Source organism: Amycolatopsis sp. NPDC058278 (assembly GCF_042881395.1).
Lineage (GTDB): Bacteria > Actinomycetota > Actinomycetes > Mycobacteriales > Pseudonocardiaceae > Amycolatopsis.
The window spans coordinates 18,243-31,002 of the sequence record NZ_JBHVXZ010000120.1; the positions used below are offsets into that span (position 1 = coordinate 18,243).

Sequence of the window (12,760 nt, forward strand, 5' to 3'; positions counted from 1 at the left end):
TCACCCGGGTCGGGCACTTCCGGTTCTCCTTCGCGTCCCACCTCTAAGGTTGCCGGCGGGGTGAGGGCGTTCCCGGACGCCCTGCCCGCGCAGCAACAGGAATTCACGGTGTCGCCGGGCGCTTGGCCAATCCGGGCCCGGCGCCGTTATCCATCCGCGACAACCTCGGAGACGGAACGCCCATGACGGCGGCCCGTCCGCGGTCCTAGGCTGACGGGCGCTTCCCCCGACAGTCCACGAAGGGACCCCCCGCATGACCGACCCCGTCGTCCCCACCACGTCCGGCGCGGTCCGCGGTCAGGTCACCCCCGCCGGCGTGGTGCTCTTCCGCGGCATCCCCTACGCCGCCGCGCCCGACGGCGAGCTGCGCTTCGCCGAACCCGTTCCCGCGCCACCGTGGGAGGGCGTCCGCGACACGCGGAGACCGGGGCCGACGGCGCCGCAACGCCGTCACGACGTGCCCGGCCTCGACCTGACCCCGCTCACCGGCACCGGCTGGCGCCCGGGACCGGAGTACCTGACGGTCGACGTCTGGACGCCGCAGCCGGGCGCGGCCGCGCTGCCGGTGCTGGTGTTCGTGCACGGCGGCGCGTTCCTCGGCGGCGCCGGGTCCGCCGCGGTCCACGACGGCACGGCGTTCGCCCGCGCCGGCGCGGTGCTGGTGACGGTGCAGTACCGCCTCGGCATCGACGGGTTCCTCCCCCTCGACGGCGGGGCGACCAACCTCGGTCTGCGCGACCAGCTCGCGGCCCTGCACTGGGTGCAGGAGAACATCGCCGCGTTCGGCGGCGACCCCGCCAACGTCACCCTCTTCGGCGCGGCGTCGGGCGCCGTCAGCGTCGCCTGCCTGCTCGGCTCGCCGCTGTCGGCCGGGCTCTTCCACCGCGCGATCGTCCAAAGCGGACACCCGGACATGGTCCGCGACGGCGTCCAGGCCCGGCGGCTGGCCAAGGTGGTCGCCGACGAGCTGAAGGCGGAACCGACGGCGGAGGCGTTCCGCAAGGTGTCGACCGAGCAGCTGCTCGACGCCCAAGACGCGGTCCTCCGCCCGGGCGGCGCGCCCGACCTGCGCGACGCGCTGGGGTACGACCGCGGCTACGGCCTGAGCCCGTTCCTCCCGGTGGTCGGCGACGACGTCCTGCCCCAGCACCCGGCCAAGGCGATCAAGGCGGGCGCGGGCCGCGACGTCGACCTGCTCGTCGGCAGCTGCAGCGAAGAGATGCGGCTCTACCTGGTGCCGACGGGCGCCCTCGAAGCGGTCACCGACGACCAGGCAGTGGCCTCCCTGGCGGTCTCGCACCCGGACCCGGCGGGCGTGCTGTACGCGTACGGCCTCGGTTCGGGCCGCACGGCGGGCGAGGTCCTGGTCGAAGCCCTGACGGATCTGGTCTTCCGCGACGGCGTGCGCGACCTGGCCGAGCACCACACCGGCCGGACGTTCCGGTACGAGTTCGAGTGGGGCTCGCCGCTGCTCGAAGGCAGGCTGGGTGCGTGCCACGGCCTGGAGCTGCCGTTCGTGTTCGGCGCGCTGGACACGCTCTCGGGGCCGCGAGGCCTGCTCGGCGAGAACCCCCCGCACGAGCTGGCGACCGAGCTGAACGGCGCCTGGTACCGCTTCGCCACGACGGGTTCGCCGGGCTGGGCCGAGTACACGGGCGAGGACACGATGTTCCACGCGTACTGACCGCGGCGACCCCGCACGCCGGCTCGGCCACAGATCACGAACCGGTCGAGGGCTTTGCTCCACCGGGCTGGCTCCGGGCCGGGACGGTTGACTATCCCCTTGCTCCGCTGCCACGCTCAGGCGCCCGGACGGCCGGATGAATGGGGACCACCGATGTCCGAGGCGGGCTCTGCCGCACCGCCACGCTCCTTCGTCCGCACGCTGCTGCGCAGCGGCACCCCTGCGGACCCCACCGAGCCCGTCACCGACAGCAGCGACCTCACCGCCGTCGGGGACGCGACGCTCGCCCGCGCCTCGCGCTACTGGGTTGCCGTGCCGCTGGCCTACCGGGCCGCCGCGTTCGTCAAGGTGTTCATCGGGTTCACCGCCGCGAACGGCGTGCTCGGGCTCGGGCCGGTGCTGGGCGCCACCGTCTTCGCCGTCGCGGCCAACACCGCCGCCGTCATCTGGGTGCTGCGTTCGGGCGGCCTGCGGGCCCGCCTCACCGGGCGCGCCCTCGGTCTGGACCTTTCCCTCGGCGTCGCCCTCAACCTCGTGGTCGCCATGACGGCCCCGGCCGCGGTGCAGCCGTTCGCCGTCGACGTCTCCTGGACCTGGCTGGTCGGCTCGGTCGCCATGTGGGCCGGCACGTCCGGGCTGCCCGCGGCGCTGTGGCTGTTCGCGGCGGCCGTCCCGCTCCGGGCCGCGCTGACGCTCGCCGGCGGCCTGCCGTTGAGCGACCAGCTGGCCCTCACCCGGTCGATCGGCTGCCTCGTGGCGCTGGCGGTGGCGATCGTCCTCGCGGTGGCGATCCTCATCCTGCTCGGCGTCGGCACGCGGTTCGCGGTGGACATCGGGCTGCGGCGCGGGCGCGAGGCCGAGCGCCGCCGGACGCGGCGCATCATGCACGACAGCGTGCTGCAAACCCTCGAAGCGCTGGCCATTTCGGCGCCGGGCGACGACGCCCAAGCCGCCTCGCGGCTGTCGGAGCTGCGGTCGGTCGCCAAGGCGGAAGCGGCCGAGCTCCGCCGCCGGATCACCGAGCCCGTGCCGACCGGGCTCACGCGCGGGTTCGCGGTCGAACTCGCCGACGTCGCCACCGAGCTGGCCCGCGACGGCCTGCGCACGCAGCTCGTCGCCGCGGACTTCGCCGACGACCACAAGGTCTCCCAGGACCGGCGCACCGCGTTGTGCGAAGCGGTCCGGGAAGCGTTGCGCAACACGGTGAAGCACTCCGGGACGAAGCAGGTCGTGCTCCGCGTGGAGAAACGCGACGGCGGCATCGCGGTGGTGGCCCGCGACCAGGGCCAGGGCTTCGACGTCGGCGACCGGCCACCGGGCTTCGGCATCAGCCAGTCCATCATGGCCCGGCTGGCCGAGGTCGGCGGACACGGCACCGTGGACTCGCAGCCGGGCCGCGGCACCCGCGTCACGATGTGGGTGCCGGGCTGAGCCACGGCGGCGCCGTGCTCGCACTGCCGGTGATCGTCCGCCCCCAGGCCGGCTACCGTGCCCGGACCGCGACCGGCACGCGCACCGCCACGAAGTCCGGCCGGTGGCGCACCGCGAACCCCAGCGAGAGGTAGAGGCGGATCGCCGAGGTGTTCCCCGCGGCCGCGTGCATCATCGGGGTCTCGCCGCGCTCGCGGATGCCCGCCGCCACCGCGAGCACCAGCCGCGTCGCGAGGCCCTGGCCGCGGTACGCCGGGTCCGTGCAGACCGCGCTGATCTCCGTGTGGCCCGGCGGGTGCAGCCGCTCGCCGGCCATCGCGACGAGCGCGCCGCCGCGCCGGATGCCGAGGTAGGTACCGAGCTCGACGGTCCGCTTCCGGAACGGCCCCGGCCGCGTCCGCTCGACCAGGTCCAGCATCTCCGGCACGTCCGCGGGGCCGAGCCGCACGGCTTCCGGCTCGGGCGCGGCCGCGACGCCCTCGTCGACCAGCTGCACGCCGGGGATCTCGTCGAGCACCGCCCAGCCGGACGGCGGCCGCGTGGCGGTCGCGGCGAGCACGACGGTCGCGCCCGGCCCGGCGAGCTCGGCGACGTCCAGCCAATCCTGCTCGCCCGGGTCGTCGGGCAGGGCCAGGAACGGCGCGACGTCCTCCGGGTAGCGCAGGACACGCCCCCGCCGTTCCGCGAAGCGGGCGTGCGGACCGGTCAGCGACGCCCAGGTCGGGTTGTCGAGCGGAGAAGCCATGGCTCCAGCATGCGGAGGCGGGCCGGGTGACCGCCGCCACTCCCACATCCTGGGTAGGGTGCGCACGTGGGTTCCCAGGTCCCGGTGTGGATTCCGATCGTCGTCGCCCTGCTCGGCCTGGCCGGGGTGATCCTGACCCAGCTCCTCTCCGGACGGCGGGAGACGCGGCGCATGGCCGAAGAGACCGCTCGCGAAGAGCGCCGCTGGCAGCGCGAACGCGAGGCCCGCACCCACGAGACCCGCGCCGACGCCTACGCCCAGCTGATGGGCGTCCTCGAAGCGTTCGACGGCGTGCTGTTCCAGGCCCGCTCGATCGTCGAGTCGGGCGGCCACCTCGACGAACACCAGCTCACCGAGTTGCGCGAGGTGCGCAGCGAGGCCCAGCACGCGCTGGGGCCCGTCGTGCTGCACGCGCCGGAGGCGGTCCGGCGGCTGGTCAGCGGCGCCACGCTGCCGCGGATGCGGCTGGCCGCGATGCTGCTGGCCCCGGACGACGACCACACCCGGCTGCGGCCCGCCTGGGACGCCGGCCAGCGCGGCTACCGCGTCATGCGCGCTCGGATGCGGGCCGACCTCGGGTTCGACGCGGAACCGGTGGACGAGCTCTACGGTGCTCAGCCGACCGTGGTCAGTTCCTCGTCCGAAAGCACCTCGGACCCGGCCGAGACGACCAGCCGGCCGCCGTCGACCTGATAGCGGTAGTCGCCGTTCACCGCGACGAAGCCACCGCCCTCGGCCTGGGCGGGCAGCATGATGTGGGTGTCGTCGGAGGCGGCCTGCCCGCGGGCCTGGCCGTCGTAGAAGATCCGTCCGTCGGGGGTCCGGCAGATCGTGACGAGGGACTTCGCGGTCTGCGCCACGAGCAGCGCCGTCCCGGTGCCACCGGGCAGGTAGCGCGCGGCGTCCCCCGGGCACGGCTTGTCCGCCGCCGTCGACGTGCTCGTCGAGGGCGTGACGGGTGGGGTGACGCCGTTCGCGGTGGTGACCACGGTCTTGGTGGTCGGCAGCGCGGGCGTCGTGTACTCCGGGTAGGACCCCGACGCGGACGGCGGGGGCCGCGAGTGCCCGGCGAACAACAGGACCCCGCCCACCGCGACGCCGGCCACCACCATCAGCGCCAGCAGCACCCACAGTGCCCGCGCGCGAGCCCGGCCCGGCGCCAGGCCAGCGCAGGTGTGGCAGCGCCGGGCGGCGGGGTCGTTGACCGCGCCGCACTGCGCACACGTCCAGGGAAAACCCGCCATCGGGCCTCCTTCGGCCCGGCGCCACGCCACGCCGGTCCCTCCATCGTCACCGACGAGGGCACCGGCGGCAACGGCTCGTGGCTAGCCGGCCACGACGTTGACCATCCAGGGGATGCCGAACTTGTCGACGCAGCAGCCGAATTCGTCGCCCCACATCTGCTTTTCGAAGGGAACCGTCACGGTGCCGCCTTCGCTCAGCTTTTCCCAGTAGCCGCGCAGGTCGTCGCCGTCGTCCCCGCTGAGGCTCACCGAGATGTTCGTGCCCGGGTTGTGCTCCATCCCGGCCGGGGTGTCCGACGCCATCAGCGTGAAGCCGTTTTCGGCCTCCAGCTGCGCGTGCATGACCTTGTCCGCGTCCGCTCCTTCGGGGGAACCGAATTCCCCGAACGTGTTCAGGGTGAGCGTGCCGCCGAAGACACCCTTGTAGAACTCCATGGCCTGCCGCGCGTCGTCGCGGAAGCTCAGGTACGGGTTGAGACGAGAAGCCACGGCCATCTCCTTCGATCGGACGAGAGCAGCATCCTCGCAGAATGCCCGGGCCGCGCCAATCAGCGGATTTTCAGTCAGAGCACGAAGCGCCGCCGGGCGACGGGTTCCAGCGGCAGGGCGCCGTGCAACGCGGCCCGGGCGCGCAGCTCCAGCGCCCGGTCCAGCGGCCGGGCCCCCGGCGCCGCGGTGTGGAACGTGCCGCGGTCGAACAGGTACACGAGGGCGAGCTTTCCTTCGCGGCGTCCGGCCGGCTCGGCGAACTCGACGGTCGCGAACCGCAGCGAGCCGCCGTAACCCGCCCGGGCCAGCCGGTCCGCGACGTCGACCAGGTCGCCGGTCAGCACGCGCAGGTCGCGGTCGCGGCGCCAGCACCGGACCGTCGAACGGCCCTGGAGGTCCTGCGTCACCAGCGGGTGCACCGGCAGCCGCGCCGACGTCGCGGCGATCAGCTCCGCCTCGGTCCGGGCCAGCGCGTCCCCGTCCACCTTGAAGTCGACCGTGCCGCCGCCGGTGGGCGCGAGGCCGAGCGCGGCGCGCATCCGCGGGGCGGCCGCGGCGAGGGTGTAGAGGGACTGCAGGTGCGGGCGGGAGGTCCAGCACCGGACGAGCTTGCTGTCCAGCAGGGTCACGACGAACGTTCCTATCCTCATTTCGGAGGCCGCCGGACCGGGCGCACTGGCAATGTCCACTATGGACGTCAGGCGCGGGGACGCGGGACCGGAAAGGACAGCATGCGCTCGCGCGGCCCGTTCCGGACCGGAACTCCGCCGCGACACGGCGAACGGTACCGGCCCGCCGCCGAACGGTCACTCCGGGTAAGTTCCGCCGATCAGCGGTATTCCTCTCGCCTCACGCGGTGGCGATCACCACCTTGCCGAAGTTCTCCCGGCGCGCGAACCGCTCGAAAGCCGCTCCGGCGTCCTCGAACGAGTGAACGCTGTCGATGACCGGCTCGAGGGGCCGCACGTCGAGCCACCGGAGCAGGTCTTCGGTGTCCTCGCGGCTGCCGACCCAGATCTTCCGCACGGTCGCCCCGCTGCGGAAGAGGTCCATGAAGTCCACCGGAGGCCCGCTGCGGCCGACGAACCCGACGAGCGCGATCTCGGCGTGGTGCGTCCCGGCCGCGACCAGTGACTGCGCGAACGTGCCCGGGCCGCCGACCTCGACGATCCGGTCCGCACCCCGCCCGCCGGTGGCGTCGAGCACCGCCTTGCCCCATTCCGGCGTGGCCACGTAGTCGATCACCGTGTCCGCGCCGAGCCCGGCCAGCTTGGCCGCCTTGTCCGCACTCGACGTCGTCGCGACGACCCGCGCCCCGCGCGCCTTCGCCAGCTGCACGGCGAACAGGGAGACGCCGCCGGTGCCGAGGGTCAGCACGACGTCGCCCGGGCGCACACCGTCGAGTGACCTCCACGCCGTGACCGCGGCACACGGCAACGTCGCGCCCTGCGCGAAGGTCAGCGAATCCGGCAGTGCGACGAGCGCGTGCTCCGGGACGGCGCGGTATTCGGCGAGCCAGCCGTCCCGGCCGTTGCCGTACCCGATCAGGGTGGCCGGCATGCGCCCGGCGATCCAGTCCGGGTGGAAGGCGTTGATCACCCGGTCTCCCCCGGCGAAGCGCGTGACCTCCTCCCCCACCGCCACGACCTCGCCGGCGGCGTCCGACACCGGGATCAGGTCCCCGGCGCCGGTGGTGATGTGGTCGCCGTTCAGAATGAGCAGATCGCGGTAGTTCAGCGACACGGCCCGCACCCGGACGAGCACCTCGCCGCGCCGCGGCTCGGGCATCGGCTCTTCGCGCTGGACCACCCGGCCGGACCGGGGATGGTAAACGCGCACCACGCCTCCTGATGTTAATCAAATGACTAACATCGACCATGGCACAGCGCCCTCGCCCGGGAACCCGGCCGGCCGTGCGGCGCGATCATGCCACCGGTCAGCAAGCCCGCCGCGTCCCGGCACTTCAAGATCCTCCGCGCGGCCGGACTGCTCCGGCAGTGGGACTGCGGAACGCAACGGCTGAACGCGCTGCGCCGCGAGGAGTTCGACACCCGCTTCCCCGGCTTGCTCGACCTGGCCCTCGCCGAAGCCGCGCGCGGCTGATTCGCCGCGTTCCTCGCCAACCAGACATTTAGCGTTGCTAATAGATCTGGGTCAGAGCTACCGTCGGGAGCGTGACCGAACTCGCCGACCGGCTACTGGGAGCCGTCCAGGGGATCCGCCGGGTGGTGCGCCGCCGGGTGCGCGCCGACGTGCCGGGCATGCCGCTGCCGGGCGCCCAGGCCGAGCTCCTGCGCGTGGTGGCCGACCACCCCGGCATCGGCGTCGCCGCGGCCGCACGCGAACTGCACCTGGCGAACAACTCGGTCAGCACGCTGGTGAACCAGCTCGCCGACGCCGGCCTGCTGCGCCGCGAAGCCGATCCCGCCGACCGGCGCGCGGCCCGGCTGGAGGTCACCGCCGCGGCCGCCGACCGGATGGCCGCTTGGCGCCGCGCCCGCACCGGGCTCGTCGCCAACGCCCTCGCAAAACTGTCCGAAGAGGACACCGCGGCGATCGGGCAGGCATTGCCGGCACTGGAGAAACTCATGGGCATCCTGAAGGAGCAGCCATGACCGAACCCGCGGCGGTGCGCTGCACCGGCCTGAGTCACTCGTTCGGCGCGACCCGCGCGGTCGACGGTGTCGACCTCGAAATCCACCCAGGTGAGGTGTTCGGCCTGCTCGGCCCGAACGGCGCCGGCAAGACGACCACCCTCCGGATGATCACCACGCTGCTGCCGGCCACCCCGGACCGCATCACGGTCTTCGGCGTCGACGTCGCGCGCCGCCGGATGGCCGTACGGCGGCTGATCGGCTACGTCCCGCAACAGCTGTCCGCCGACAGCGCGCTGACCGGCCGCGAGAACGTCGCCCTCTTCGCGCGGCTCTTCGACGTGCCCCGCCGCGGGCGGGCCGAGCAGGTGCGGCTCGCCCTGGACCTGGTCGGGCTGGCAGGCGACGCCGACCGCACGGCCAAGACGTACTCCGGCGGCATGATCCGCCGGCTCGAGCTCGCCCAGGCCCTGGTGAGCTCGCCGCGGCTGCTCATCCTCGACGAGCCGACGATCGGGCTCGACCCGGTCGCGCGGTCATCGGTGTGGGACCGCATCGCCTCCATCCGCGAGGCGACCGGCATGACGGTGCTCGTCACCACGCACTACATGGACGAGGCCGAGCAGTACTGCGACCGCGTCGCCCTGATGGACGCCGGCCGGATCCGCGCGCTGGGCACACCCGCCGAGCTGGAGGCCGACCTCGGCCCGGAGGCCACTTTGGACGATGTGTTCCGGGCGGTGACCGGGAATCGGATCGACCACGAAGAAGGAGGGATCCGCGGTGTCCGTGCCACTCGCCGTACCGCCCGCCGCCTCGGCTGACCCCGGCCCGCTGCGCCGGCTGCGCGTGCTCGGCGCCCGCGTCGGCGCGATGTGCCTGGTGGAGCTGCAGAAACTGCGTCGCGATCAGACCGAACTGCTCACCAGGGCGATCCAGCCGGCGCTGTGGCTGCTGATCTTCGGGGAGACGTTCACCCGGCTGCGCGCGATCCCGACCGGCTCGACGCCGTACCTCGACTTCCTGGCACCGGGCATCCTGGCCCAGTCGGCGCTGTTCATCGCGATCTTCTACGGCATCCAGATCATCTGGGAGCGGGACGCGGGCGTGCTCGCCAAGCTCCTGGTGACCCCGACCCCGCGCGCGGCGCTCGTCGCAGGCAAGGCCTTCGCCGCCGGGGTCCACGCGCTCGTCCAGGCGCTGATGGTGCTGATCCTGGCGGCGATCCTCGGCGTCGGGCTGACCGCGAACCCGCTGAAGCTGCTCGCGATGGCCGTCGTCCTCGTGCTCGGTTCGGCGTTCTTCTGCTGCCTGTCCATCGTGATCGCCGGGATCGTGCTCTCGCGGGAACGGCTGATGGGCATCGGGCAGGCGATCACGATGCCGCTGTTCTTCGGCTCGAACGCGCTGTACCCGGTGGACCTGATGCCCTCGTGGCTGAAGGTGCTCAGCCACGTCAACCCGCTGAGCTACCAGGTCGACGCGCTGCGCGGCCTGCTCATCGGGACCCCCGCCCACCTCGGGACCGACTTCGCCGTGCTGGCGGTGGCGACGGCGGTGGCCGTTTCGGTCGCCTCGGCACTGCTCGGCAGGTTGGCCCGGTGAGGCACTTGTCTCACCGAACGGAAGCTTTATCACCCGATGCCTAATGTCGAATTCGTGAAACGTCGCGGGGGCGTGGTCCCTTTTGCCGGGTTGTGTGTGCTCGCCGGGATTCTGGCGGCCGGGACGGTGGCACCCGCCGCCATCGGGGCGGGCCTGCTGTCCAATCAGGTCAGCGATTCGGTGGACGCCATTTCCGCCCGGCTCGCCGCGGCCGATCTGCCGCTGACCACGACGGTGACCGACCGCGACGGCACCCCCATCGCGACGCTCTACGCGCAGTACCGCCTCCCGGTCACCGCGGCCGGGATCGCGACCACGATGAAGGCCGCGATCATCGCCGTCGAGGACCGCCGGTTCTACGCCGAAGGCGGCGTAGACCTGCAAGGCATGCTCCGCGCGGCGGTCAACGACAGCAGCGGCGGCGCCCTGCAGGGCGCGTCGACGATCACGCAGCAGGACGTCAAGAACTTCCTCATCAACGTCGTCGACCGGAACGACCCCGCGGCCCAGCAGGCCGACCGCGAGGACTCGATCGCCCGCAAGCTGCGGGAGGCGAAAATGGCCGTCCAGCTCAACGACACCATGAGCAAGGACGACATTCTGGCGAATTACCTCAATGTGGTCGAATTCAGCGGAACCGTGTACGGGGTCGGCGCGGCGGCCGAGGCGTATTTCGGGACGACCGCGGACAAACTGACCGTGCCCCAGGCGGCCCTGCTCGCCGGAATGGTGAACAACCCCGGCGTCTACAACCCCTACACCCACCCGGACAAGGCGCTGCAGCGCCGCAACCTGGTCATCGATGACATGGTCACCAACGGCTCCATCCCGGCCTCGTACGCGGCGACGGCGAAGGCGGCCCCGCTCGGGCTGCTGCCCAACGGCCCGGTCACGCCGTCCGGCACGTGCCTCGGCGCGGCGCCGGACGCCGGGTTCTTCTGCGCCTACGCGGAAAGCTACCTGGTGCACGCCGGGTTCACCGCCGACGGGCTGGCCACCGGCGGGTACACGATCAAGACCACCCTCGACCCGCGCGTCTCGCAGGTGACCAAGGACGCCGTCGACGCGAACGTGCCGACCACCCAGGACGGCGTGGCCAACACCTTCGCCGTCGTCCGGCCGGGCCAGGACGGGCACCAGGTGCTGGCCATGGTCGCGAACCGCAGCTACGGCACCGATCCGGCGCGGGGCGAGACGTCGACCGACATCGTCGCGGACGCGAGCAACGAGTTCGGGGCGGGCTCGTCGTTCAAGATCTTCACCTCGGCCGCGGCGCTCGTCACCGGCCAGGCGGGCCTCGACACCCCGCTGCCCAACCCGGACAGCCAGTGCTTCCCGGTGCCGGACGCGCATTCGTCCTGCTACACCGTCCACAACGACGGCCACTACGCGGACCCGATCACCCTCGCCGACGGGCTGGCGACATCGCCGAACGTCGCGTTCGTCGGGCTCGAGAGCCAGGTCGGGATGCCCGCCGTGCTCGACATGGCCTACAAGCTCGGGCTGCGCACCACCCTCGCGACCAACGACGCCGGCCGCACGCCGGACCCGAAATCCGGTAACCCGCAGTACAGCGAGCCGCAGTCGCAGTACTTCCGGAACCTGCTGTCGTTCACCCTCGGCAACAGCCCGGTGAGCCCGCTGGAGATGGCCAACGTCTCGGCGACACTGATGAGCGGCGGCGTGTGGTGCCCGCCGAACCCGATCCTGTCGGTGACCGACCGGAACGGCAACGCCGTGCCGGTCGCGCAGCAGGCGTGCGAGCGGGTCATCCCCGAGGGCGTGGCGGACACCCTGGAAGCGGGGCTGAGCAAGGACACCACGAGCGGCACGTCCGCCGAAGCGGCCCGCGCGGCCGGCTGGACCCGGCCCGACATCGGCAAGACGGGTACGACGCAGCTGAGCGAATCGGTCGCGTTCGTCGGCGGTGTCGACGGCTACGCGGTGTCGTCCATGGTGTTCGCCGACGGGCCGCACCCGCGGGAGATCTGCCCGGGCACGCCGGTGCACCTCGGCGACTGCGGCCACGGCGCGTTCGGCGGCACGGTCGCCGCACCGCCGTACTTCCACGCCATGAGCCGGCTGCTGGCCGGGGTCCCCGACCAGCCGATCCCCGCCGCCGATCCGGCGTACCTGGCGGCGCGGTCGTGAGCTACCGCGGTTCGAGGAAGACGAGCGGGATCTCGCGCTCGGTCTTCGTCTGGTACTGCGCGTAGTTCTTGAAGTCGGCGGTGATCTTCGGCCACAGCCGGGCGCGCTCTTCCGCGCCGGCCACGCGGGCGCGCATCGGCCGCTTCGGGCCGCCCTTCAGCGAGACCTCGACGTCGGGGTTGTCGCGCAGGTTGAGGAACCACGCGGGATGCGTGTCGTCGCCGCCCCGCGACGCCACGACGACCACCGCGTCACCCTCCTGGTGGGGCGAGGTGAGCAGCACCGACCGCGGCTGCCCGCTCTTGCGGCCGACGGTGGTGAGCTCCAGGACGGGCATGGCGACCTGCCAGCCCACCCGCCCGCCGGTGAGCTTGATCAGGCCGCGGTGCACGGTGTTCATCGTCTTCAGGACGAAGTCGCTTGGCATGATCCCAATCTAGCCTCGATCTTTCACTTGGCGCCGGGGTGAGGTGGCCGCGGGTGATTTGATGTGCTGGTTTGTGTTGGGCATGGGTGATTCCCGGCGCTGGGGGTCGCCGGCTCTCCGGTTCCTGTGGTCGTGGGGGTGGGACGCTGGTTCAGGCGTGCAGCGCGGTGTAGCCGGTGTGGATGAGGTGGCTCCAGGGCCAGTCGTGAGGGAGCCTGAGTCGGTGGCGGCGTCCGCTGTGGATGATGCGTCCGGCGACGGCGAGGATGCGCAGCCGTAGACGTTTGGGTTCCCGGCGCCGTGCCGGTTCCTGTTCGTCGAAGGCCAAGGTCTGGGTCCAGGCGAGCAGGTCTGCGGCCAGGGCGGCGATCTCGAGCCAGATCTGATTCT

15 protein-coding genes are annotated in these 12,760 nt (G+C 72.5%); 8 read left to right on the plus strand and 7 right to left on the minus strand.

From position 1 onward, the window contains the following. The first annotated feature begins 253 nt into the window (after positions 1-253). Entirely contained in the window at positions 254-1,684 is a 1,431-nt protein-coding gene (locus ACFVYA_RS40085) for a carboxylesterase/lipase family protein (protein WP_387052548.1), read from the plus strand. Between the two features lie 153 nt (positions 1,685-1,837). Next, a complete protein-coding gene (locus ACFVYA_RS40090; RefSeq protein WP_387052550.1) occupies positions 1,838-3,115 on the plus strand; it encodes a sensor histidine kinase in 1,278 nt (425 codons plus the stop codon). 52 nt (positions 3,116-3,167) lie between these two features. Here the strand turns inward: ACFVYA_RS40090 and ACFVYA_RS40095 are convergent, their stop codons facing one another. Continuing rightward, positions 3,168-3,860, minus strand: coding sequence for a GNAT family N-acetyltransferase (locus ACFVYA_RS40095; RefSeq protein WP_387052552.1), 693 nt, complete (start codon positions 3,858-3,860; stop codon positions 3,168-3,170). A gap of 66 nt (positions 3,861-3,926) precedes the next feature. On the opposite strand from ACFVYA_RS40095, the gene ACFVYA_RS40100 reads away from it, so the two are divergent. Beyond that, on the plus strand, positions 3,927-4,553 hold the full coding sequence (locus ACFVYA_RS40100) for a hypothetical protein (RefSeq protein ID WP_285990288.1): 627 nt from the start codon (positions 3,927-3,929) through the stop codon (positions 4,551-4,553). Here ACFVYA_RS40100 and ACFVYA_RS40105 read toward each other — a convergent pair. The 4 genes from ACFVYA_RS40105 to ACFVYA_RS40120 form a co-directional block, all read right to left on the minus strand. Beyond that, the gene (locus ACFVYA_RS40105) at positions 4,475-5,104 is read right to left on the minus strand and encodes a hypothetical protein (protein WP_387052554.1); all 630 of its coding nucleotides are present in this window, start codon (positions 5,102-5,104) and stop codon (positions 4,475-4,477) included. The genes ACFVYA_RS40100 and ACFVYA_RS40105 overlap by 79 nt on opposite strands. A gap of 81 nt (positions 5,105-5,185) precedes the next feature. Further along, entirely contained in the window at positions 5,186-5,593 is a 408-nt protein-coding gene (locus tag ACFVYA_RS40110) for a VOC family protein (RefSeq protein WP_285990286.1), read from the minus strand. A 74-nt stretch (positions 5,594-5,667) separates the two neighbouring features. Then, the gene (locus ACFVYA_RS40115; protein ID WP_285990285.1) at positions 5,668-6,222 is read right to left on the minus strand and encodes a hypothetical protein; all 555 of its coding nucleotides are present in this window, start codon (positions 6,220-6,222) and stop codon (positions 5,668-5,670) included. Between the two features lie 220 nt (positions 6,223-6,442). Then, on the minus strand, positions 6,443-7,432 hold the full coding sequence (locus tag ACFVYA_RS40120; RefSeq protein ID WP_387052556.1) for an NAD(P)-dependent alcohol dehydrogenase: 990 nt from the start codon (positions 7,430-7,432) through the stop codon (positions 6,443-6,445). 87 nt (positions 7,433-7,519) lie between these two features. Between ACFVYA_RS40120 and ACFVYA_RS40125 the strand changes: the two genes are divergently transcribed. The 5 genes from ACFVYA_RS40125 to ACFVYA_RS40145 all read left to right on the plus strand — a co-directional run bounded on the left by ACFVYA_RS40125 (position 7,520) and on the right by ACFVYA_RS40145 (position 11,943). Beyond that, a complete protein-coding gene (locus ACFVYA_RS40125) occupies positions 7,520-7,696 on the plus strand; it encodes a hypothetical protein (protein WP_387052558.1) in 177 nt (58 codons plus the stop codon). A gap of 71 nt (positions 7,697-7,767) precedes the next feature. Beyond that, positions 7,768-8,208 carry a MarR family winged helix-turn-helix transcriptional regulator gene (locus tag ACFVYA_RS40130; protein ID WP_387052560.1) on the plus strand — a complete coding sequence of 147 codons (441 nt, stop codon included), beginning with the start codon at positions 7,768-7,770 and terminating at the stop codon, positions 8,206-8,208. Further along, the gene (locus ACFVYA_RS40135; RefSeq protein ID WP_285990281.1) at positions 8,205-9,011 is read left to right on the plus strand and encodes an ABC transporter ATP-binding protein; all 807 of its coding nucleotides are present in this window, start codon (positions 8,205-8,207) and stop codon (positions 9,009-9,011) included. Before ACFVYA_RS40130 ends, ACFVYA_RS40135 begins: the two co-directional genes overlap by 4 nt. After that, positions 8,971-9,792: an ABC transporter permease gene (locus ACFVYA_RS40140; RefSeq protein ID WP_387052562.1), complete on the plus strand. Its 822-nt coding sequence runs from the start codon at positions 8,971-8,973 to the stop codon at positions 9,790-9,792. Before ACFVYA_RS40135 ends, ACFVYA_RS40140 begins: the two co-directional genes overlap by 41 nt. A gap of 36 nt (positions 9,793-9,828) precedes the next feature. Then, positions 9,829-11,943 carry a transglycosylase domain-containing protein gene (locus ACFVYA_RS40145; protein ID WP_387052564.1) on the plus strand — a complete coding sequence of 705 codons (2,115 nt, stop codon included), beginning with the start codon at positions 9,829-9,831 and terminating at the stop codon, positions 11,941-11,943. Between the two features lies 1 nt (position 11,944). Here the strand turns inward: ACFVYA_RS40145 and ACFVYA_RS40150 are convergent, their stop codons facing one another. Both ACFVYA_RS40150 and ACFVYA_RS40155 read right to left on the minus strand, forming a co-directional pair. Then, positions 11,945-12,370, minus strand: coding sequence for a nitroreductase/quinone reductase family protein (locus tag ACFVYA_RS40150; RefSeq protein WP_387052566.1), 426 nt, complete (start codon positions 12,368-12,370; stop codon positions 11,945-11,947). Between the two features lie 151 nt (positions 12,371-12,521). Then, the coding region (locus ACFVYA_RS40155; protein ID WP_387052568.1) for a transposase at positions 12,522-12,760 on the minus strand (239 nt) is incomplete at its 5' end.